The sequence below is a fragment of the Buttiauxella massiliensis genome, assembly GCF_902500225.1.
In the GTDB taxonomy this organism is placed as follows: Bacteria; Pseudomonadota; Gammaproteobacteria; order Enterobacterales; family Enterobacteriaceae; genus Buttiauxella; species Buttiauxella massiliensis.
Genome location: NZ_LR722653.1, coordinates 13588 through 35102 on the forward strand (window position 1 = coordinate 13588; position 21515 = coordinate 35102).

21 protein-coding genes, 1 tRNA gene and 1 pseudogene are annotated in these 21515 nt (G+C 47.8%); 9 read left to right on the forward strand and 14 right to left on the reverse strand.

What is annotated here, in order from left to right; genetic code table 11:
- Positions 1 to 51: 51 nt before the first annotated feature.
- Complete coding sequence (locus GC128_RS10600; protein WP_151994272.1) at positions 52 to 786, forward strand: helix-turn-helix domain-containing protein; 735 nt, start codon at positions 52 to 54, stop codon at positions 784 to 786.
- Positions 787 to 1438: 652 nt separating this feature from the next.
- Here the strand turns inward: GC128_RS10600 and GC128_RS10605 are convergent.
- From GC128_RS10605 to GC128_RS10640, 8 genes are all read right to left on the reverse strand, one after another.
- On the reverse strand, positions 1439 to 1834 hold the full coding sequence (locus GC128_RS10605) for a hypothetical protein (protein WP_151994273.1): 396 nt from the start codon (positions 1832 to 1834) through the stop codon (positions 1439 to 1441).
- 56 nt (positions 1835 to 1890) lie between these two features.
- On the reverse strand, positions 1891 to 2211 hold the full coding sequence (locus GC128_RS10610; protein WP_151994274.1) for a hypothetical protein: 321 nt from the start codon (positions 2209 to 2211) through the stop codon (positions 1891 to 1893).
- Between the two features lie 59 nt (positions 2212 to 2270).
- Positions 2271 to 2564, reverse strand: coding sequence for a hypothetical protein (locus GC128_RS10615; protein WP_151994275.1), 294 nt, complete (start codon positions 2562 to 2564; stop codon positions 2271 to 2273).
- Positions 2565 to 2639: 75 nt separating this feature from the next.
- Positions 2640 to 2939 carry a hypothetical protein gene (locus tag GC128_RS10620; protein ID WP_151994276.1) on the reverse strand — a complete coding sequence of 100 codons (300 nt, stop codon included), beginning with the start codon at positions 2937 to 2939 and terminating at the stop codon, positions 2640 to 2642.
- 16 nt (positions 2940 to 2955) lie between these two features.
- Complete coding sequence (locus GC128_RS10625) at positions 2956 to 3336, reverse strand: hypothetical protein (RefSeq protein ID WP_061351234.1); 381 nt, start codon at positions 3334 to 3336, stop codon at positions 2956 to 2958.
- 16 nt (positions 3337 to 3352) lie between these two features.
- Positions 3353 to 3664, reverse strand: coding sequence for a hypothetical protein (locus GC128_RS10630; RefSeq protein WP_151994277.1), 312 nt, complete (start codon positions 3662 to 3664; stop codon positions 3353 to 3355).
- Positions 3665 to 3693: 29 nt separating this feature from the next.
- Entirely contained in the window at positions 3694 to 3909 is a 216-nt protein-coding gene (locus tag GC128_RS10635; protein ID WP_061351232.1) for a helix-turn-helix transcriptional regulator, read from the reverse strand.
- Between the two features lie 146 nt (positions 3910 to 4055).
- Positions 4056 to 4919, reverse strand: coding sequence for a DUF6387 family protein (locus tag GC128_RS10640; protein ID WP_151994278.1), 864 nt, complete (start codon positions 4917 to 4919; stop codon positions 4056 to 4058).
- A gap of 477 nt (positions 4920 to 5396) precedes the next feature.
- Here GC128_RS10640 and GC128_RS23105 point away from each other — a divergent pair.
- Positions 5397 to 5546, forward strand: a pseudogene (locus tag GC128_RS23105) (Arm DNA-binding domain-containing protein); the annotation flags it as partial.
- A gap of 119 nt (positions 5547 to 5665) precedes the next feature.
- Here the strand turns inward: GC128_RS23105 and ttrR are convergent.
- Positions 5666 to 6253 carry a tetrathionate respiration response regulator TtrR gene (gene ttrR, locus GC128_RS10650; protein ID WP_151994279.1) on the reverse strand — a complete coding sequence of 196 codons (588 nt, stop codon included), beginning with the start codon at positions 6251 to 6253 and terminating at the stop codon, positions 5666 to 5668.
- A complete protein-coding gene (gene ttrS / locus GC128_RS10655) occupies positions 6228 to 8009 on the reverse strand; it encodes a tetrathionate respiration histidine kinase TtrS (RefSeq protein WP_151994280.1) in 1782 nt (593 codons plus the stop codon). Before ttrS ends, ttrR begins: the two co-directional genes overlap by 26 nt.
- Positions 8010 to 8187: 178 nt before the next feature.
- Between ttrS and ttrB the strand changes: the two genes are divergently transcribed.
- From ttrB to GC128_RS10685, 6 genes are all read left to right on the forward strand, one after another.
- Positions 8188 to 8922 (forward strand): tetrathionate reductase subunit TtrB, encoded by a 735-nt coding sequence (gene ttrB, locus GC128_RS10660; RefSeq protein ID WP_325063689.1) that lies wholly within the window; start codon positions 8188 to 8190, stop codon positions 8920 to 8922.
- Positions 8923 to 9945, forward strand: a complete 1023-nt coding sequence (gene ttrC, locus GC128_RS10665; RefSeq protein ID WP_151994281.1) for a tetrathionate reductase subunit TtrC — start codon at positions 8923 to 8925, stop codon at positions 9943 to 9945.
- Positions 9938 to 13003 carry a tetrathionate reductase subunit TtrA gene (gene ttrA, locus GC128_RS10670; protein ID WP_151994282.1) on the forward strand — a complete coding sequence of 1022 codons (3066 nt, stop codon included), beginning with the start codon at positions 9938 to 9940 and terminating at the stop codon, positions 13001 to 13003. The genes ttrC and ttrA overlap by 8 nt, the downstream gene beginning before the upstream one ends.
- A gap of 143 nt (positions 13004 to 13146) precedes the next feature.
- Positions 13147 to 14607: an AMP nucleosidase gene (locus tag GC128_RS10675; RefSeq protein WP_151994283.1), complete on the forward strand. Its 1461-nt coding sequence runs from the start codon at positions 13147 to 13149 to the stop codon at positions 14605 to 14607.
- Positions 14608 to 14619: 12 nt separating this feature from the next.
- Positions 14620 to 16398 carry an aminopeptidase P family protein gene (locus GC128_RS10680; protein ID WP_151994284.1) on the forward strand — a complete coding sequence of 593 codons (1779 nt, stop codon included), beginning with the start codon at positions 14620 to 14622 and terminating at the stop codon, positions 16396 to 16398.
- A 132-nt stretch (positions 16399 to 16530) separates the two neighbouring features.
- Positions 16531 to 16606 (forward strand) — tRNA-Asn (locus GC128_RS10685).
- Positions 16607 to 16664: 58 nt separating this feature from the next.
- Here GC128_RS10685 and ldtA read toward each other — a convergent pair.
- From ldtA to uvrY, 4 genes are all read right to left on the reverse strand, one after another.
- Complete coding sequence (gene ldtA / locus GC128_RS10690) at positions 16665 to 17600, reverse strand: L,D-transpeptidase (RefSeq protein WP_407643479.1); 936 nt, start codon at positions 17598 to 17600, stop codon at positions 16665 to 16667.
- Positions 17601 to 17751: 151 nt separating this feature from the next.
- Positions 17752 to 18309: a CDP-diacylglycerol--glycerol-3-phosphate 3-phosphatidyltransferase gene (gene pgsA / locus GC128_RS10695; protein WP_151994285.1), complete on the reverse strand. Its 558-nt coding sequence runs from the start codon at positions 18307 to 18309 to the stop codon at positions 17752 to 17754.
- 57 nt (positions 18310 to 18366) lie between these two features.
- Positions 18367 to 20199, reverse strand: coding sequence for an excinuclease ABC subunit UvrC (gene uvrC, locus GC128_RS10700; protein ID WP_151994286.1), 1833 nt, complete (start codon positions 20197 to 20199; stop codon positions 18367 to 18369).
- Positions 20192 to 20851, reverse strand: coding sequence for a UvrY/SirA/GacA family response regulator transcription factor (gene uvrY / locus GC128_RS10705; protein WP_064512040.1), 660 nt, complete (start codon positions 20849 to 20851; stop codon positions 20192 to 20194). The genes uvrC and uvrY overlap by 8 nt, the downstream gene beginning before the upstream one ends.
- 420 nt (positions 20852 to 21271) lie before the next feature.
- On the opposite strand from uvrY, the gene GC128_RS10710 reads away from it, so the two are divergent.
- On the forward strand, positions 21272 to 21496 hold the full coding sequence (locus GC128_RS10710; RefSeq protein ID WP_034458173.1) for a DUF2594 family protein: 225 nt from the start codon (positions 21272 to 21274) through the stop codon (positions 21494 to 21496).
- Positions 21497 to 21515: the final 19 nt, after the last annotated feature.

The window sequence follows — 21515 nt, forward strand, 5'->3', positions numbered from 1 at the left end:
TTTTTGCATAGTATTTAAATATACATAATAACAATAACACGAGAGATTAATATGAACACTAATGACGACGAACTATTACACCTTTTTGAAACATTAACTACTGAGCAAAAGATTGATATCGCGCGAACCCTGATAAAAAACAAAGAGATCAAATCCACCACCGTTATTTCCACAGAAGACGATAAAGCGATTTCATTTTCACAACCTTATGTCTTTGCTTTTACATCTAACTTCCGTGTTTTTTCCGATCTGGACATCTCTAAAAATGAATTCCGTGTATTAACTTATATCTTGGAATACATGGAGTTTGGAAACCTTATCAATCTTTCACAGTCATCACTCTGTAAGGCTTTAAATATTGCCTCCGGAAATATGTCCAATATATTTAAGAAACTCAGACAAAAAGGAATACTCGTTGAACATCATGGACACCTGTATATCAACTCCAATATTTTTGCCAAAGGCATGAGCCATCAACTTGATGAAAAACGTAAAGAACATTTGAGTAACTCCAAAAATATTTCCGCTGATATTGAACAATATCCAGAAAACTACACTGACCTTACAAAACAGGAAAGACGAAGTTTATTATTAGAAACCGAAACTAAAGACATCTATACTGATGCTTTTATTTTTAGTAAGAAGAAAAAAAACCACGCTGTCCCTAACGCCAAAAACAGCATAAGAATCGATAAGCCCCGAAAAGTATATAAACGAACCAAAGAGAATGAGGAAGCACGAAAAATCCTGACTGACGCTGGCACCCATTTGAAAGCAGAGTCCTGAAATAGTTAATAAGGGGAATCAATATGCAATGTTCATGTAGAAGATAAATGACAGGCAGGTTTTCTGTTTCTAAGAAATGTAATTTAAGATGGGAATATTCTTTATGTCTGTCTTGTGGAAGAATAGATGCTGACTATCTTTATAACTACGATAAAACACAGTTTATTGAACGAGGTTACTCAACAAGAGTAAATTATAGAGGCACGACAGGGAAAATAGATAAATAAATTAACACCATGCCGCACCCTTAAATTCGCCCCCTTATATATTAATATTAACATATACCAGATTAACTCAAAAATAAGAGGAAATAACATGAAAGACCATATAAAAAAGCACAGGAATATGAAACAATTATTGATAGTGGTAAAATTTCCGATGAGCTTAGATGCGATTATTTTAACAGAAATCTCCTTTTTTCTTGCTCAGATGAAAAAATAGATGATGATTTTCATCCTTTCAGTGACGAAGTATATAATAAAAGAAAGTCTTTGATTGATGAAAATCATAATCTTGATTTAAAAAACAAAATAATATAATACAATATATATTGATTTTATTTTCAAATGCCTGCCTGAAAAACATCTTCTCCGATGAACTAAAGCTCATGGCTACTCCCTTTATCTGAACACATAGAAGTATCCATTGGCTTCTATATATCATGAAATTTATTAAATATTTTTAATTTCCAATATTCAGTTCCTTCCTCTTTCTCTCTAAGATTAGCCTCAAGATTTTTCATGAGTATCGCTTTTACGCCTTGGTTATGCGCTGCCATTACTTTGTTAAAGAGTTCTTTTTCATCTATATCTTCCCGTTTTTCGTTTCCTGTTCCATTCATTTTTTTGTAGTAATCAAAATCATCGAACAGATTGTTTATTTGTATTTGAAGTGCCTGTTCCACGCATTTTTCATTTCCAATGATCATTACAACTTCATTATGAAATCCATATGCCATTTCGTATATGAAATCGCAATATAAAGATAAGACCGTATTAATCGCAAAAAACATTGATTCATTTCTTTCATATAACACCACATCATTCATATCATATTCCTCCTGTAATCGATGTACAGCCCCATTACGGGGCTATATAAGCAAACTCATTGTATAGACAATAGATCTACCCATGATGGCTTAATCTCACTTTGGTATGTTTTGTAAAACTCATTTCTAACCATATTGATATCCACATCAGATAGTTTTACTGATTGTTCACCATACTCCTTTTTATATTCATAAAAATGGAGTTTAATGTATTCGGCAAGAGCATGTATGAATATCACACCAGCCATATCATTTTTTATAAATGTATTTAGCTGCTTAATATTAACTCTTTTTATATCATCAATACTTGCCTCAAATCTTACCATCATCATTTTGTAGAAAAACTGTATTGATTTATTTTCAAACTTAACGTTCATTTCTTCACCTTTTATTTATATTAATAACATTACTAGTAAAATCTGTTTTTGTTTAGATGTTACTTACAAAATACCCAAGAATGGCGTACAAGTCGTTCTGCCACTTCTTCAAAGTTAACCTCAGTAAGACTTCCACTATTGCCTTCCAGTGAAGTAAACCTGTAGAAGTGATTGCTGATATGCGCTATCACATTTTGAATAAATAGACTCATCACATCAGCATCATCAATATAATGTGAGATATTATAACTACACATCTCTTGCAGGGATTTCCAGCTTGCTTCAAAAGAACGCAGGGCCAAATCATAAAACACCTCTGTAGATACATTTTTAATTTCAATATTTTTTCTCATGATTATTCCTCACTATTAAATGATATTTGTTTGTTTTTTATTTTTCCGCCCCATAAATGAGGCTGGATGGATTTTTTAAACAATACCCAATCTCTTTTTGTGATTAGCACGTAGTGTCATCAATACCACCACCTTATCAACCATTTTTACTGAATGTCCTACTTCAAAATACTCGGCCTTGACTACTTTTTTAAACGATGAGCTTGCATTTTTGATACAACCCTTATAAATACTATCCATGAATGCATCATCTTCCATTAAAACCTCAACTTCATCTGGATGACTTTCCTTAAGCGTATTTATTTTCATTTCATAGAACAAACTTGCCATATGCATGAAAACCTTCCGGGATTCTTTTATCAGTTTTTCACTCATGTTATTACCTCTCACTTTAGAATACAGACTGTCTATTATGGCTTAGCTCTACACTTTTATAATAAAAGGTAACGCTGTTTTCATCATGGCATTTAATAACAAAATCATGATAACTTGTTAGAACAATCTTAACCTCATGAAAATGTATTTCCTTTGTCTGCTTTCCTTCTTCTTTCCATTCATCTAATGTCATGCTAATCACACACCTAATATATCTTTCTACAGAAAATCCATCATTGATTATTTTTAAAAATAAATCATCCTCCATGCTATAATACATATAGTGTATTAGCTCATTGTATGTACCTATCACATTAGAGATGAAACTTGCTGTTTCAGGGGTTGTTGCGATTATTTTAATCGATGTTTCTTTCCATTCCATACTTTTCTCGTTCATTTATTTTCCTCTTTCATTATAAGTAAAAGCAGTACAGTGAATACATGGATTTTAGATTCCCTTTAACTTCATCTATAAATAACATGTATTCCATTCGTGAATCATCCTTCATCACTTTATTAAAGTCATCTTTTGTTCTCTCTATAACCTTATTAAAAACTTCTTCAATATATTGCCTGTCGTAGAAATGTCGCTTATAGTCATCCCCCATACACTCAACCATAACCTGAAGATGTTTCTTAAAGTTTTTTATCGCTAGTTCCATAAATATTTCCGTTTCGTCATTGCTGACTATAAATCTGCACGGTGGGATATCATTTCTTTTCATATTAACTCCTTATTTTTAATATATTTATTTTAGATGTGATTGCGAGAATCAGAAATGACTTGGTAAATCCATTCATCAATCTCACTTTCAATAAAAGCTATCGAACGCAATCCGGTTTTTACTTGCTTAGGAAATTTACCTTCTCTTATTAGGGTATATATCCACGTTTTACCATAACCAGTTCTTCTTTTTACTTCCGGTAAGCGAATCAGTTTCGGATGTTTATCTGTTTTGATTTGAACCATATTTATCTCCTGTGTTGTTCGATGGAGATAATTCTAGGATTTTGGCTGGTTTTAAACTAGGGATGTTCACCAACCGTGAGTTTCGCGGAAATTTTGGAGGGATACTCTTTATAGGGACGTTCGCAGATTGTGAACATCCCTTATGTTTACTTTTTGTTTTTATCCGTAGCTTTATCGTTAAATGTAATAACTTCAGTGATCTTCCAATCCTTTAACATATTGTTTTTAATATAGAAATCATTTAAAACCTTAAAGTACTCATCCTTATCGAGATAACTTTTCGCGTAATCATAATCAGTATCTTTGATGTTATCACGGCTCCGAACCCCACCAGTACCATGTAGAATGTCAGCTAAGATGTTGAAAGGTATGTTCTTACTTTCGTTATAGAGCTGTTCCCATGATATCAAATCCATCAAAGGGATGACTTTGTAATCAAGTATTCTTTCAAAGGTCTTATGACCAAACCTAAACTTTCGTTTCGGGGGTTTAGGCGTTTTTAGGTGCTTTTGCCATAGAGCAATCAGCACTTGCAGGTGTTCTGCGAGATCATCACTGCTGGCTTCTTCCAAGTCAATTTCAATCAGCATCTTGTTAGCTGGGTTCATCCCCCCCTGTTTCAGATACTCAGAGATGTAGTCAGAACTCACTGCAACAGGATCTGTTTGCTCTGAAGTCTCCAGCCGATACATAGCCCGCCCATAGTTAAACAATTGAACTCTGGTCATTGGTCTTACAGCATAGCTATGCAACAGTCTGTGATTGTCTGAAATCCAGTCCGATTGAAGTATCACATCACCACATCTGATTTTGGCATCGTGGTATATAGCTTGCATTTGATTATCTTTGCCTGCTGTTTCCCATTGTTGTCTTGTTTTGTAAGCCAACATCCGTCTTTCAAGCTCTGCATAGATTTGTTCTAGCGTGAGGTCTTTCAGGCCATCATATCGGCGTACATCAAACCAAGATAACGCAGTCCTGATTTCTTCTATTTCTTTTTGTGTAGTCATTGTTCTTCCGATTGCTTTTGTGTTTCATAAAAGTTAACCCATTCAACATGATAGAGAAAGTGGAAAAGAGGTGCGGGTTTTCAGAATGGTGTGAGAGCAGATAGTAATCTTGGATGTAAGTGCTTTAGCCTTGACTAAACATTCTTTCTTTACTAATAATTAACTAATTGTTTTATATCAATTACTTTAACGATAATAACGACAACACCATGTTGATAATGAAATAAAAGTGAGATGCTTATAGTTGGATGGTTAAGACAACAACCAATTGTTTTTAATTGACATTATTTTCATAAGAAAACAATAATTATGGTAAATATGTTGGTAAATATTCGAGTAAATTTCACAAACCCACTAATAACAGGAGATACAGATGAAGTTCGAGTCCAGTCAGAGGAGCCAAATTCTTGTTTTCATGCATTCCTGCAAATCTCTTTATGATTTTGATTCAAAACCCTCAGTTCCAAACCTTCTGATAAACCTTTCAAACTGAGCGATGCTCAGGTTTTCTATTTGCTTTTCAATCCCGACGGTTCCAGTCTCTGGTATCTCAAATATCGCTTTAACGGCAAAAAATCTCGCATTGGTTTAGGGGCTTATCCCGCATTGTCTCTTGCAGAAGCCTGACAGCAACGTGATGGCATCCGAAAACTGCTGACTCAAGCGTCTTGCCAAAAAACCGCTCAGCTATTTAGCATCGACTGGTTCTGGCTCTAACCAGGTTTTTGCGTTTCTACCGCAACCCGTCATTCCCGCACCTGCTGCAGGCGGTTCACCAGTTCTGCCAGGCTGCCCGCCTGCATCTTTTCCATTACGCGAGCGCGATGCACTTCTACTGTGCGCACCGCAATATTCATGCTGTCGGCAATCTCGCGATTAAATAACCCGTTTGCCACAAGCCCTGCGAGTTCCCGCTCTTTGGGGGTGAGTTGCTGATAACAGGTAACAATCTTTTGCCGGTCAAACTCTTGTGCGGAAACCAGTAATGCGTGCTCTAAAGCAATCTGAAGGGGCTTTGCCGCAACGGGCTTTTGCAGAAAATCGACGGCGCCGCGTTTCATTTGCTCCACCGCCATTGGCACATCGCCATGACCTGTAAGGAACACCACCGCCAGCGTACTGCCGCGCCGCAACATATCCTCATGCACACCCTGCCCGTCCATCACTGGCATGCGCATATCCAGCAACAACACTCCGGTCTGGTACAGCTCGGCCTGAGACAAAAATACCGCTCCCTCATTCCAGCAGCGAACATCGTACCCCAGGCTTTCAAGCAAAAATGCGCAGGCTTTGGTCACTGCCACATCGTCATCCAGCAAATGAATTATCGCCATCGCGGCTTCGTTCCTCTCTGTCCGTGAAATCTAACACTACAGCCGCACCTGTCAGGCCATCCGGGGCTTTGTGATTCTGGATAGTAATTTCGCCCTGCCCGTAACGGACCAGCCGTTGGCAAATCACCAGCCCTAATCCCATCCCTTCTTCGCGGGTTGTCACAAAGGGTTGGAAGGCTTGCCGCAATAACATTTCATCAATCCCTCCGGCATTATCCTGCAAGGTGATTCGCGCGCCGCCATTTTTATGCTGCGCCATAATCCACACCGTTGCCGCTCCCGCCTGAGCCGCATTTAGGATAAGGTTTGTCAGCACCTGTTCAAGCAGGACCGGCGGCAGGTGCACGGTCAACTCAGAATGTACTTCCATTTGCAGCGTGACTGCCGGTAAATTCTGCGCCATGCGTAATAATCGCCAGACGTGCAAAATAGCGTCATGAATATTGACCTGCCCCCACTCCTCCGTCATGACCGGATTTCCCTGCGACTGGCTCACCCAATGGCGCAAATTTCGTAGCGTATCGGCTGCACGTTGTGCCTGGCTGTCAATTTCTTTCAGGGCGGGGAGCAACGGATGCTGCTCATCCTGCGATTCAAGTCGGATCAGGCAGCCCCCGGCATAGTGACGAATAGCGCAAAGTGGTTGATTAAGCTCATGGGCAAAACCGGAGGTCATCTCCCCCAGGACACTCATTTGTCTTGCCGTTTCCAGCGCCTGTTCTTGCTGGCGCAACAGTACATTATTGCGTTCCAATTGCTGACCGCGCCGCCGCACCAGCAGCATGACCCAGATGTAATTTAGCGTGAGCAACAGTAACACCAGCGCAACTGCGCCCATCGCGACCTGGTGTTGGATCAACCAGCTTTTGATATCCAGCCACAAACGTCTCTGTTGCGGATGCTGGCGCACATCGTGTAACAGCGCTTCAACCTGGCTGGTAGAAGCCGGAGCCCCCCAATGAAAAGGGGCGGTTTCTGGTGCATTAAACAGTACCCGTGTGACACGGTCCGCCAGTTCATCACTGACCGTCGGCAGTGCCGCAAAAGACCAGTCGGGATAAAGCGGTGTACTGGTTAAACAGGGAATGGAGGCAGGATGATCGATCAGCGCCACAAAATCTTCTTTACGGACAAGCCCTTCTTTATCCATATTTTCCAGCAGGCATACCGGCACAATCGCCGCCTGTACGGCTTTTTCGCGTAGTAAATACACCAGGGCATCGGCCGGGAAGCCGGTAAAACGTAACTGCAAGTCCCGTTCAGGGCGAATTCCGGCATCATTTAACGCCTTATACCCCAGCAAATAGCCGCCAAAAGCCTGTGCATCAATCGCGCCCACCGTTTTGCCGATCAGATCGTGTACCGAGGTGATACCGCTGTCGCGCCTGGCCAGGATAGCACTGCCGATAACATTGCTCGCCGCTTTGCCGCCGCGCGTGGAACGCAAAGAAGCCAGCCAGCGTAATGGTGAATGGCTGTTCAATTGCACAAACTGCGCGGGGTTAGTCACCACGAACTGCACCGTTTTACGGTTCACTGCCTCCTGCATTTGATGGAGATCCAGCGGCTGGATATGAAACTCCTCGCCAGGAAGCTGTTGATTGAGGAGGGCTTCCAGCGGTTGCCAGTGGCTGCGAGTCTGCACCTCGCCACGCATCGCCAGAATGCCAATATTCCAAGACCCCGCCCATGCCACGCTGCTCATCATAATGGCTGACAGCAGTAATGCCAGGCGTCTCATCTTTATGCCTCTCACCGAATTATCCCTGTTAAATATGTTGTTTTAGATCAACAACAAGACGGGTATGTGGTTAACCACAATAGAGTCCCCCCTCCCTGATTTTTACACTGTAAATCATAGACATTTTTAATACATCACCAGCCAGTCAACGACGTGACTTATGTTTTGTTGTTGCATCACGACGGGAGAAAATATGGATAGCAGCAAACGGCAGTTTCTCCAGCAACTGGGTATCCTGAGCGCGGGTGCCTCTTTAGTACCGCTGGCTCAGGCGAAATTCCCCTTCTCCCCTGAGCGACATGAAGGCTCCACGCGCCATCGTTATGCCATGCTTATCGATCTGCGCCGTTGTATTGGCTGCCAGTCTTGTACGGTTAGTTGCGCCATTGAAAACCAGACACCACTGGGCGAATTCCGCACCCATGTGAATCAATATCAGGTGCGACTGGAAGGCAAACTGAGCGTCACCAACGTGCTGCTACCCCGCCTGTGCAACCATTGCGATAACCCGCCTTGCGTTCCGGTCTGCCCGGTTCAGGCGACGTTTCAGCGAGAAGACGGCATTGTGGTGGTAGACAACACGCGTTGCGTCGGCTGCGCCTATTGCGTTCAGGCCTGCCCCTATGACGCACGCTTTATCAACCACGAAACACAAACTGCCGATAAATGTACCTTCTGCGTCCACCGTCTGGAAGCCGGATTACTCCCCGCTTGTGTGGAGTCTTGTGTTGGCGGCGCACGAATTATTGGTGATTTGAAGGATCCGAACAGCCGCATCGCGCAGATGCTTCAAGAGCACCGCAATGCCATCAAAGTACTGAAACCGGAGAACGGCACCCTACCCCACGTTTTCTACTTAGGTCTGGACGAGGCGTTCGTTACCCCATTGATGGGGCGCGCTCAACCCGCACTCTGGCAGGAGGTTTAAATGACGCATTCTCTGTTAATCGAGGAAGTGCTGGCTCGTCCGCAGGACATCAGTTGGCTCCCCTGGGCGGTGCAATACTTCTTTTTCATCGGCATTGCTGCGTGTGCGGCCTTGTTTGCCTGTGTGCTTCACTGGCGCAAAAACGAGTCGGCAAAACTGGAAAACCTGACGCTGCTGATTGCCTTAACCTGCGCCATTACCGCCCCACTGGCGCTAACGGCAGATCTGCACCAGACCGCTCGCTTCTGGCATTTCTACGCTTACCCAACGCCGTGGTCATGGATGCCCTGGGGCGCATTATTTTTACCGTTGTTCACCGGGTTTTTGGGATTGTGGTTTCTGGCCCAGCAGCTCAAACGCTTCACACACAAAAGTTACCGCGTGACGAAATGGCTGGCGCTGGCAAGTGCCTTAACGGCAGTGGGATTACTAGTGTATACCGGTCGCGAAGTGTCTGTGGTACAGGCGCGCCCTGTCTGGTTTAGCTATGCGTTTCCTCTCGTGATGTTTCTCAGTGCTTTCCACACCTTTTTTGCTCTGCTCATTGTGTCGCTGCGCAGTGAACAGGCATTACAGCGGAAACTGGCCCAGGGGCAACTTTGGGCGTTGGGACTGCTTGCCATCGTAGTCGTGTTTTGGATCAGCGGTGACACGCTGTCTGGCACTGCTATTCGCGACTGGCTTGCAGTGGCCCCTTCCGCCAGAGGCTATGCTGCCGGTTGGGCCGTATTCTGGTGTTTATCTCTTGGTATTAGCGGCATGGCATTGCTTAAACCGTTATCCACGCCGTTACGCATTTTGCAGGCGTTCAGCGCCATGGCGTTGTGCTGGCTGATACGCTGGACCTTACTGATTCAGGTGCAAACCATACCGAAATTTAACGCGCAATTTAACCCTTATACCCTGCCCGCAGGAACTGATGGCTGGCTCGCCATCTTCGGCACCTTTGGTTTGTGGATAGCGCTGCTCATTATAGTTCGTGAAACCGTGAATGGTTTGGCAAGGAGAATGCAACATGGCTAATTTAACCCGTCGTCAGTGGCTTAAAGTCGGCCTCGCTCTGGGCGGAATGGTGACTTTTGGGCTGAGTTATCGGGATATCGCAAAGCGTGCCATTGACGGTTTGCAAAACGGCACATCCGGCAAGATAACCCGCGACCGCATCTTCGGTAATGCATTGATTCCTGAGGCTAACGCGCAACCCCGATGGCAACAAAACCCGCAGCAAGTGATCTCGATGACGCAATGCTTTGGCTGCTGGACGCAGTGTGGCGTGCGAGTACGGGTCGACCGCGAAAAAGGGAAAGTGCTGCGAATTGCAGGCAACCCTTATCACCCTTTATCCCATGAACACCACATTAACGCCTCCGTTCCGTTTGCCGAGGCTATGGCGCAACTTGCAGGAGAAACTGGCCTCGATTCCCGCTCCACTGCCTGCGCCCGTGGCGCAACCATGATGGAAGGTCTGTACAGCCCGCTACGTATCCTGGAGCCCATGAAACGCGTCGGTAAACGTGGCGAAGGAAAATGGCAGCGCATCAGCTTTGAACAACTGATTGAAGAAGTCGTGGAAGGTGGCGATCTGTTTGGTGAAGGGCATGTAGAAGGTTTACGCGCACTTCATGCACCAGATACGCCAATTGACCCGAAGCACCCTGGATTTGGCCCGAAAACTAACCAATTACTGGTGACCAATGCCGGTGATGATGGACGCGATACATTCCTGCGGCGCTTTGCGCTCAACAGTTTCGGCAGCAAAAACTTCGGCGCACACGGCGCCTATTGCGGCCTGGCTTATCGGGCCGGTTCTGGTGCCCTGATGGGCGATCTGGATAAAAACCCGCACGTGAAACCGGACTGGGATCATGTTGAATTTGCGCTGTTTATGGGCACCTCACCGGCGCAGTCCGGCAACCCATTTAAGCGCCAGGCCCGGCAACTCTCCAGTGCCCGTGTGCGCGATAACTTCCAGTATGTTGTGGTCGCCCCAGCGCTGCCGTTAACCACGGTACTGGCAGACGATCGCGGTCACTGGCTACCCGTTATTCCTGGTACTGATTCAGCGCTGGCGATGGGAATGATCCGCTGGATCATTGAGAAAGAACGCTATAACGCAGACTACCTTGCCACCCCTGATGCGCAAGCCATGCAGCAGGCTGGTGAAAAAAGCTGGACCAACGCCTCGCATCTGGTGATCACCGATGAGCTCCCACAACTTGCCGGGCAGCATTTGACGCTGGCGCATCTGGTGGCTGATGGCGCAAGCGACCCTGTAGTGCTTAATGAAAACGCAGAAATAGTTGCCGCCAGCCTTTGCCAGCGCGCGCAGTTATTTGTGACTCAGCAAGTCACTCTGGCTGACGGACAAATCGTCACCGTGAAAAGCGGATTCCAGTTGCTCAAAGAGACCGCCAACAAACTCACACTGGCGCAATACAGCCAGCAGTGCGGCGTGTCGGAAGCCAAAATTGCCGCGCTGGCGGATACCTTCACGCGCCACGGACGCAAAGCCGCTGTCATTACCCACGGCGGGATGATGGCAGGCAACGGGTTTTACAACGCCTGGGCCGTCATGATGCTCAACGCGCTGATTGGCAACCTCAGTCTGGAAGGCGGCGTGTTTGTTAGCGGGGGTAAATTCAACGGTGCAGCCGATGGCCCGCGCTACAATATGGACAGCTTCCCTGGAAAGGTAAAACCGAAAGGGCTGAGCATCGCGCGCAGCAAAACGTCCTATGAATCCTCTGAAGAATACCGGAATAAAATCGCCGCCGGGAAGTCCCCCTTCCCGGCTAAAGCACCGTGGTATCCGTTCGTGGCGGGGCAACTGACAGAACTGCTCACTTCGGCACTGGAAGGCTACCCCTACCCGCTGAAAGCGTGGATCTCCAATATGACGAATCCGTTTTACGGCATCCCTGGGCTGCGAGCCGTGGCGGAAGAGAAACTCAAAGATCCTAAAAACCTGCCGTTGTTTATCGCAATTGACGCGTTTATGAATGAAACCACAGCGCTGGCAGATTATATCGTGCCGGATACGCACAACTTCGAAAGCTGGGGATTCAGTGCACCGTGGGCTGGCGTTGCCAGCAAAGCCACCACCGCCCGCTGGCCTGTCGTTTCATCCGCAACTAGCCAAACTGCCGATGGGCAGCCAGTATCAATGGAGGCCTTCTGCATCGCAGTGGCTAAACGCCTCGAACTGCCAGGTTTTGGCGACAATGCAATTACCGACGCGCAAGGCAACAGCTACCCGCTTAATCGCGCGGAAGATTACTATCTGCGTGTTGCCGCCAACATTGCATATATGGGCAAAGCCCCTGTCGCGCAAGCAAATCAGGAGGATGTGGCTTTAACCGGCGTGCAACGCATTTTGCCCTTGATGCAACAAACGCTAAAACCTGATGAGGTCAGCCGCGTCGCCTTCATCTACTCCCGAGGCGGACGTTTTGCCCCAGACAGCAGCGGGCGTGAGGATAATCGCGTCGGCAATGCGTGGCAGAAACCGCTGCAAATCTGGAATGCAGAAGTCGCCGCACATCGTCATGCCATTACTGGCGAACGTTACAGCGGCTGTCCGGCCTGGTATCCTGCACGGCTGTCTGACGGGCGCTCCGTGGACGAGATATTCCCTGTGCAGCAGTGGCCACTGAAACTGATTTCGTTTAAATCCAATACCATGTCCAGCAGCACAGCAACAATCCCACGGTTACATCATGTCAAACCGACTAACCTGGTGGCGCTCAATCCTGAAGATGGCAAGCGCTACGGCCTGGTGCACGGCGACACCGTTCGTATCACGACACCCGGCGGGCACGCGGTGGCACAAATCAGCCTGCTTCACGGCGTGATGCCCGGAGTCATTGCCATTGAGCACGGTTACGGGCACCGTGAAATGGGGGCGGCGCAGCATTATCTCGACGGTGAAGCCATGCCAATTGATGAGAAAATAAAAGCAGGGATAAACCTCAATGACCTGGGCTTTGCCGACCCTACACGCAAGGTGGCAAATACCTGGCTGGATTGGGTGTCTGGGGCATCAGTCAGACAGGGGCTTCCGGCAAAAATTGAACGGATATAATCCGTTCACAGGTGCAAAGGCCTGCATGTTTCCTGAGCCGGCTTTTGCTTTTCTGACCACGCCCCCTTCCGTTCCCTCCTCCCGATGACATACTATCGAAGCTGCAAACAGCCCTGTAAAAATCAGCAGGATGAGGAGAAAAGATGACGCATCAGACAGCCGCCACAGCCCTTACCCCGAACCAGGCCCTCGATAAACTAGAGGAGCTGTACGATGCCTCGGTCAACGCACTGCGCGACGCTATTGGCCAGTATGTTGAGAACGGCGCACTACCCGAAATTGAAAAACGTGCCGCTGGTTTATTTGTCTACCCGGAGTTACGCGTCAGTTGGGATGGCACAGTACATCACCCAAATAAAACCCGTGCCTATGCCCGCTTTACCCATTCAGGCAGTTACACCACCACCGTCACCCGTCCTGCTTTATTCCGCCATTATCTCGCCGAACAACTCACACTGCTTTATGACGACTATGGCGCACACATTGAAGTGGGGTTATCGCAGCATGAAATCCCGTATCCGTATGTGATTGATGGTTCCAGTTTGTCGCTGGACCGCTCAATGAGCGCCGGTTTGCCGCGCTATTTTCCCACCACCGAACTGTCGCAGATTGGCGATGAGACAGCGGATGGGTTGTTCCACCCTGGCGAGTTCTACCCGCTTTCGCATTTTGATGCCCGCCGCGTCGATTTTTCGCTCGCGCGTTTACGCCACTACACCGGCACCCCGGTAGAACACTTCCAGTCTTTCGTGTTGTTTACCAACTACACCCGCTATGTGGACGAGTTTGTGCGCTGGGGATGCCAGCAAATTCTTGACCCTGAAAGCCCCTATGTCGCACTTTCCTGCGCCGGTGGCGTATGGTTGACGGCCGACAGCCAGGCCCCGGAAGAAGCCATTTCCGATCTCGCGTGGAAAAAACACCAAATGCCTGCATGGCACTTGATCGATGCCAACGGTACCGGCATCACGCTGGTGAATATCGGTGTTGGCCCGTCAAATGCGAAAACCATTTGTGACCACCTGGCGGTGTTGCGCCCGGCGGCGTGGCTGATGATTGGCCACTGCGGCGGCCTGCGAGAAAGCCAGTCGATTGGTGATTATGTTCTGGCCCATGCGTATCTGCGTGACGATCATGTTCTGGATGCGGTGCTACCGCCAGATATCCCAATCCCAAGCATTGCCGAAGTGCAGCGTGCGCTCTATGACGCAACCAAACTGGTGAGCGGCATGCCGGGTGAAGAAGTTAAGCAACGTTTACGTACCGGGACTGTCGTCACCACCGACGATCGTAACTGGGAGTTGCGCTATTCCGCCTCGGCCTTGCGCTTTAACCTGAGCCGCGCCGTCGCTATTGATATGGAAAGCGCCACCATTGCCGCACAGGGTTATCGCTTCCGCGTACCGTATGGCACGTTGTTATGTGTTTCCGATAAACCTCTGCACGGTGAAATTAAACTCCCCGGCCAGGCCAACCGTTTTTATGAAGGGGCGATTTCGGAGCACTTGCAGATTGGTATCTGCGCGATAGACCTCTTGCGAGCTGAAGGCGAACGCCTGCACTCACGCAAATTACGTACTTTTAATGAACCTCCTTTCCGTTAAGAGAAAATAATAATGCAACACACATCACCCCTGGCTGCCTTGCGCAGCCTGCTTAAAGAGCGCGAACTGGATGGCATGCTGGTTCCACGCACCGACGCCTGGCAGAGTGAATATTGCGCGCCTTATGACGACAAACTGGAGTTTATCAGCGGCTTTGACGGCTCTGCGGGCCTGGCGCTGATTCTGGCTGACCGCGCGTTGCTGTTCGTTGATGGCCGCTACCAGGTTCAGGCGCGCCAGCAGGTGAATCTGGACGAGTTTGAAATCCACCATTTGCACGATGAGCCGATTCATCTCTGGCTTCAGGAAAATTTGTCAGCCGGCAAACGTATCGCATTTGAACCACTACTGATGGTCAGCAGCCAATATGAAAGCCTGCGGACCAGTGGCTGCGACCTGGTTGCCGTTAATGATGATCCGATCAATCAAATCTGGGCGACACGCCCGGCGATTCCTCGCGGCCTGATACGCCAGATGCCTGATGAGATTAGCGGCGAATCTTCTAAGTCTAAATGTGCCCGAGTCGCGCAAGCGTTGACGCGCCAGGGTGTCGATTACCTTGCGCTCACTTTGCCAGACAACATTGCCTGGTTGCTTAACGTGCGCGGTTCAGACATCCCAACAAGTCCGGTGCCGCTTTCTTTTGCGCTGGTTAAAAACGACGGTGCCGTTGAGTGGTTTGTTGACGAGGCGAAGCTGCAACAACTCGACAGTTCAGTGCTGGATTCGATCACCGTACATCTACCGGATGCCTTCCTCGCACGTTGCCAGCAACTTGCGGCCGGCAAACGCTTTTTGCTTGATGGCGACAACACGCCTGTCGCCGTGCGCTTTGCTGTGGAACAAGGCGGCGGTGACATCGAATGGCAGCCAGATCCAATCACACTGATGAAAGCCAATAAGAACGATATTGAACTGGAAGGCTATCGTTCAAGCCACGTTCAGGATGGTGCCGCATGGGTTAATTTCCTTGCATGGCTCAGCCATGAAGTACCGCTGCGTGAAGCCGCTGGCAACCCGATTACTGAACTTGAAGCCCAGGAAAAACAGCTCGCTTTCCGTCAGGAAAGTGACAACTTTATCGAGCAAAGCTTTGGCACCATTTCCGCCGCAGCGAGTAACGCCGCGATGTGTCACTACCACAGCGCGCCGGAAACCAACTTCGCCATCGTCGGTAATGAATTTTATCTCAATGATTCCGGTGGCCAGTATTTCAACGGCACCACCGATGCCACCCGTACGCTGAACTTTGGACAACTCGATGCCAAGCGCCGTCTGCACTATACCGCGGTTCTGAAAGGCTTCCTGTCGCTGATTTCGCTGCAATTCCCGCAAGGTGCACAGGGCCACCAACTGGATGCATTTGCCCGCCGTCCGCTGTGGGAACTGGGCCTGGATTATGACCACGGTACGGGCCATGGTGTCGGCCATAACATGCTGATTCACGAAAACCCGCACCGTATGGCGAAAAAAGTGAACCCGTGGCCAATGCTGCCGGGCAACGTGCTGACTATTGAGCCGGGTTATTACCTCGCTGGCAGCCACGGCATTCGTATTGAAAACCAGGTGGAAGTTGTCGCCTCTGTTCCTGGTTTCTGTAAATTCGCCTCGCTGACGCTGATCCCGATTGATTTAAGCGCGGTGGAGTTGCCGTTGTTAAGCGAGCAAGAGATTGCGTGGCTTGATGATTATCACCAGTTGGTGCGGGAAACATTGTCGCCGCTCGTTTCCAGTACTGCGCGGCCATGGCTGATAGAAGCGACCGCGCCAGTCAGAACGCAGCGCATGTAAAACCCTCAAAGAGCCGTATTTTTGCGGCTCTTTTCTTCGTTTTGTTGATTAAACCAGCAATCAAACACATTTCACCTAAACAGCCTTTGACAACCCAGTAGCCGCTAGTTACTATGCGCCCCGTTAACCGATTCCTCTGTAGTTCAGTCGGTAGAACGGCGGACTGTTAATCCGTATGTCACTGGTTCGAGTCCAGTCAGAGGAGCCATATTAGAGAAGCCCGCTTAGGAAACTAAGCGGGCTTTTTGCTTTCTAGCATTTGCGTTTTATAGCTGACCTACTTTTCCAGATTCAATACTAATTGGCACCGGCATGCCGGAACGACGGGTCAACGCTGCGCTCGCCATACCTGCATCTACGCCAGAACCTTGCGTCATATCGCGCAGTGCCGATGTCATTGGTAGCGGCAATTTCTTGTCAGATTCAAACTCCGCGCGGTTACGGGACAGCGGCTCATGCACTTCCAGCCAATGCCTCCCGTCCGGTTCGACGGTTGCTTTCACCGGCTGATCGATCAGCTGCACGCGCGCGCCCACCGGCACATTATCAAACAGATACTTAATGTCGTCTTTGCGTAGACGTATGCACCCCTGGCTAACGCGCAGGCCGATACCAAAGTTGGCGTTAGTGCCGTGAATAGCATAAAGCTTGCCGATGTAAATCGCATACAACCCCATCGGGTTATCCTCACCCGGTGGCACGTACGCTGGCAGAGTTTTCCCTTCTTTCGCATATTCGCGTCGGGTATTAGGTGTTGGTGTCCAGCCTGGAGCTTCCTGCTTACGCTCAACCCTCGTCACCCAGTTACGCGGGGTTTCTCGCCCGGCCTGTCCGATACCAATGGGCAAAATTTCTACCGTATTGCCCCCTTCCGGATAGTAGTAAAGCCGCATTTCGGCGACGTTAATCACGACGCCCTGGCGTACGGTATCAGGCAAAATCACTTGCTGCGGAATCGTCAACTGGGTACCGGCTTTTGGCAGAAATGGATCGACCCCTGGATTGGCTTCCAGCATATTGCTTAGCCCCTGCCCGTACAGCGCGGCGAAGTACTCTAGCGGCTGGGTATTCCCTTCAGGTACGCTAACGGTTAGCGGCGAGCCAACCAAGCGGCTACCCACGGGTGGAAGCATATAGGTAACGGCCTGGGCGCTACAGGTAACGGCGGCAAGCACAAGTGCAAGCGAGGATAAGCGAATCATAATTTCCCTATTATCGGACATGGTATCGATAGGTTAAATATAACCTTCTATTGAGATTCAGTGAGGATTTCGGTATTTGGAACTGGGGGGAGTTTGGTGCTTTTAAGAGATGAGCCCGACAGGAGCTCATCTCTTGTGTCTGATACGGTTATTAAGTGCCTGAGCTGTCGAGCAGATCTTTACTTGCCGCTTTTAAATACTGGAACATTGACCAGAAAGTTAGTACCGCAGCGATAAAGAATAAACCGATCCCCGCATACTCAACCCACATATTTGGACGCCAGAGCATACCGATCAACGCCAGCATTTGTGCCATGGTTTTGGACTTACCAATCCAGGAGACAGCAACGCTGCTGCGCTTGCCAATTTCAGCCATCCATTCGCGTAACGCAGAGATAATAATTTCACGAGCAATCATCGTGGCCGCAGGCAGCGTCACCCACCATGAGTGGTAGTGTTCCACTACCAGCACCAACGCAACGACGACCATGACTTTATCCGCTACCGGATCAAGGAATGCTCCAAAACGCGTGCTTTGATTCCAGCGCCGCGCCAGATAGCCATCAAACCAATCTGTTATTGCAGCAAACCAGAAGATAAACGCGCATAGGAAAGGTGCCCAACTGAACGGCAGATAAAAAGCCAGCACAAAGAATGGGATAAGGATGATACGAAACAGAGTAAGCAATGTCGGAATATTAAATTGCATAGTGCTGGTTAACTGTCTGTCGTAAGTGGAAATTGTCTCTATGTTGCTACAGAGCCCTTAATGTTTCAACGAGTAGAAGATCTTTTCTGCCAACGCTTGCGAGATGCCTGGCACTTTTGCAATTTCTTCTACGGATGCATTCTTTAATGGTTGCAATCCCCCCATATATTTCAACAACATCTGGCGACGCTTTGGCCCAACCCCTTCGATTGTCTCCAACGCACTGGTATTTTTCACTTTTGCGCGTTTTTTACGATGCCCGGAAATGGCATGGTCGTGGGATTCATCACGGATATGTTGGATAACATGCAGCGCCGGGGAATCTGGCGGCAGTGAGAACCCTTCCCCTTCCGGTTCGAAGAACAACGTCTCAAGTCCAGCTTTGCGGTCAACGCCTTTTGCCACACCGAGCAACAGCGGATGATTTTTATCCCACTCCACATCAAGTTCTGCGAAGACGGTTTTTGCCTGGCCGAGTTGCCCCTTGCCACCGTCAATCAGGATAACGTCCGGAATTTTACTTTCATCGATAGTTTTACCGTAACGACGACGCAATACCTGGTTCATCGCGGCATAGTCATCGCCAGGTGTAATCCCTTCAATGTTATAGCGTCGATATTCGGCACGTACTGGCCCGTTCGCATCAAAAACGACACAAGAAGCGATAGTCTGCTCACCCATGGTGTGGCTGATGTCGAAGCACTCCATCCTTTTAATCGCTGGCAACTCCAGCACATTGGCGAGCGCCGCCAGGCGTTGGTGGATAGTCGACTGCTGCGCCAGACGCGTCACCAGTGCGGTAGCCGCATTAGTTCGGGCAAGTTTAAGGTAACGAGCGCGATCGCCTCGTGGTTTGGTCTGCACGTTGATGCGCCGCCCCGCCAGTTCCGTCAGGGAATCTGAAAGCAGGTTTTTATCCGGCAAATTGAAGTCGAGCAGAATTTCAGAAGGCAAGGTGCGCATCTGGCTGCCCTGCAAATAGAACTGGCCAACAAAAGTTTCAACCACTTCTGACAGTTCCGTGCCATTGGGTACTTTCGGGTAGTAACTGCGGCTACCCAATACTTTACCCTGGCGGATAAACAGCACGTGTACACACGCCATACCCGAATCAAACGACACGCCGATCACATCCAGATCGTCGCCGGTATTTGAGACAAACTGTTTTTCAGTCACACGGCGGACTGCCTGAATCTGGTCACGAATTCGCGCAGCGGCTTCAAATTCCAGGTTTTTACTCGCCTCTTCCATTCTGGCGATCAATTGGTTCAAAACCTGATCGTCTTTTCCTGACAAGAACAAGCGCACATATTCCACCTGCTGGGCGTAATCCTCTTCACTGACCAAACCCGCAACACATGGCCCAAGACAGCGCCCAATCTGGTATTGCAAACATGGACGAGAGCGATTGCGATAGACATTGTTTTCGCACTGACGAATCGGGAAGATTTTTTGTAATAACGCCAGCGTTTCGCGTACTGCGTAGCCATTCGGGAATGGCCCGAAATATTCACCCTTCGCATGTTTCGCCCCACGATGCATAGCAAGTCGCGGGTGAGTATCACCGCTCAGGAAAATGAAAGGATAGGATTTGTCATCCCGCAGCAATACGTTATAACGAGGCTGATAAAGCTTGATGTAGTTATGCTCAAGCAGCAGTGCTTCTGTTTCGGTATGGGTTACCGTCACGTCGATATGCTGGATGAGCGCAACCAGAGCTTCCGTTTTACGGCTGGCAAGATTGCTTCTGAAGTAGCTCGACAGGCGTTTTTTCAGATCTTTGGCTTTACCAACGTAAATAACCGTCTCACTGGCGTCATACATACGATAGACGCCAGGTTGGCTGGTTACTGTCTTGAGAAAAGCTCGTGGGTCAAAGATTTCACTCACTACTGATTAACGTCTCCGCACTAAATAAACCATGACGAATGGCCAGGTGTGTCAGCTCAACATCGCCACTGATATTCAGTTTACTAAACATGCGGTAACGGTAACTATTGACCGTTTTCGGGCTTAGACTAAGCTGCTCAGATATCTCATTGACCTTCTGGCCTTTGGTGATCATCAGCATAATCTGTAATTCACGCTCAGACAAACTGGCAAACGGTGTGTCCGTTTTTTCCGGTTCAATCTGGCTTAACGCCATCTGTTGGGCGATGTCTGATGCAATGTAACGCTGACCCGCGTTTACTGAGCGAATCGCATTAACAACATCCTGCGGTGCTGCACCTTTACTTAAATAACCCGCAGCACCTGCTTGCATGACTTTCGCCGGCAGTGGATTTTCAGTGTGAATAGTCAGCATAATCACTTTGATATCAGTTGAATATCGCGCGATTTTGCGTGTTGCTTCAAGGCCGCCAATGCCCGGCATGTTCATGTCCATCAGGACAACATCAACCTGATGGCTACGGCACCACTTAACGGCATCCTCACCGCAATTTGCTTCACCTGATATCTTGATCCCTTTGATATCTTCAAGAATGCGTCGTATCCCTGCGCGCACCAGTTCGTGGTCATCAACAAGAAGTACGTTGATCAAAGGGGACTCTCCAGAAAAGGAATTACGCTACTAAAATTATCACGCTATATTAACGGGTTTTCCGGTAACTTTAAAATGCAAAAACAGATTTTCAGAGTTTCCACTGTTTTTGGAAATTTAATTGTACAGTGGAAACTGTACAAGCAATTTGATTAATTTATGTCTTTAAATAATAAAAATGCTTTTCACATTAAAAAAAACGATAATCCATTAATATTAGACGTATTAAATAATGCTTATAAACCGCAACATTTAACCACAAACAAACATAATCAAAACAATTTGACAGCATTGTACAGATAACAACCCGCACGATTAGCGTTAGCACTAATAAAATGGTTTACGATTGTGCTATACTCCGCCGCCTTACGAAACCGTTACACAATTCAACGGTGTACCAACCGAGACCGAGGAACACAAATGAGCACTCCTGATTTTTCCACCGCAGACAACAGTAGTGAACTGGCTATTGAAGTTACCTGCCTGAAAGCTATGCTGACTCAGATGCTGAAAGCCATGGGCCAAGCCGATGCAGGCAAGGTTATCATTAAAATGGAAAAGCAAATTGCTCAGATGGATGACTCGGCGCACGCAGAAGTCTTTGGTAATACTGTTAAGCAAATTAAACAGGCTTACCGTCAGTAATCGTTAAAGGCGGCTGGAT

What these genes read in the sequence shown, in the direction of transcription:
- GC128_RS10675 (WP_151994283.1), top strand. Translation starts at nt 13,147, where the DNA reads ATGACGCATCAGACAGCCGCCACAGCCCTTACCCCGAACCAGGCCCTC.
- GC128_RS10620 (WP_151994276.1), bottom strand. Translation starts at nt 2,939, where the DNA reads ATGAGTGAAAAACTGATAAAAGAATCCCGGAAGGTTTTCATGCATATG.
- ttrA (WP_151994282.1), top strand. Translation starts at nt 9,938, where the DNA reads ATGGCTAATTTAACCCGTCGTCAGTGGCTTAAAGTCGGCCTCGCTCTG.
- GC128_RS10610 (WP_151994274.1), bottom strand. Translation starts at nt 2,211, where the DNA reads ATGAACGTTAAGTTTGAAAATAAATCAATACAGTTTTTCTACAAAATG.
- GC128_RS10600 (WP_151994272.1), top strand. Translation starts at nt 52, where the DNA reads ATGAACACTAATGACGACGAACTATTACACCTTTTTGAAACATTAACT.
- GC128_RS10630 (WP_151994277.1), bottom strand. Translation starts at nt 3,664, where the DNA reads ATGAAAAGAAATGATATCCCACCGTGCAGATTTATAGTCAGCAATGAC.
- ttrC (WP_151994281.1), top strand. Translation starts at nt 8,923, where the DNA reads ATGACGCATTCTCTGTTAATCGAGGAAGTGCTGGCTCGTCCGCAGGAC.
- GC128_RS10640 (WP_151994278.1), bottom strand. Translation starts at nt 4,919, where the DNA reads ATGACTACACAAAAAGAAATAGAAGAAATCAGGACTGCGTTATCTTGG.
- ttrB (WP_325063689.1), top strand. Translation starts at nt 8,188, where the DNA reads ATGGATAGCAGCAAACGGCAGTTTCTCCAGCAACTGGGTATCCTGAGC.
- GC128_RS10625 (WP_061351234.1), bottom strand. Translation starts at nt 3,336, where the DNA reads ATGAACGAGAAAAGTATGGAATGGAAAGAAACATCGATTAAAATAATC.
- ttrR (WP_151994279.1), bottom strand. Translation starts at nt 6,253, where the DNA reads ATGGCGATAATTCATTTGCTGGATGACGATGTGGCAGTGACCAAAGCC.
- GC128_RS10615 (WP_151994275.1), bottom strand. Translation starts at nt 2,564, where the DNA reads ATGAGAAAAAATATTGAAATTAAAAATGTATCTACAGAGGTGTTTTAT.
- ldtA (WP_407643479.1), bottom strand. Translation starts at nt 17,600, where the DNA reads ATGATTCGCTTATCCTCGCTTGCACTTGTGCTTGCCGCCGTTACCTGT.
- pgsA (WP_151994285.1), bottom strand. Translation starts at nt 18,309, where the DNA reads ATGCAATTTAATATTCCGACATTGCTTACTCTGTTTCGTATCATCCTT.
- GC128_RS10710 (WP_034458173.1), top strand. Translation starts at nt 21,272, where the DNA reads ATGAGCACTCCTGATTTTTCCACCGCAGACAACAGTAGTGAACTGGCT.
- GC128_RS10605 (WP_151994273.1), bottom strand. Translation starts at nt 1,834, where the DNA reads ATGAATGATGTGGTGTTATATGAAAGAAATGAATCAATGTTTTTTGCG.
- GC128_RS10635 (WP_061351232.1), bottom strand. Translation starts at nt 3,909, where the DNA reads ATGGTTCAAATCAAAACAGATAAACATCCGAAACTGATTCGCTTACCG.
- GC128_RS10680 (WP_151994284.1), top strand. Translation starts at nt 14,620, where the DNA reads ATGCAACACACATCACCCCTGGCTGCCTTGCGCAGCCTGCTTAAAGAG.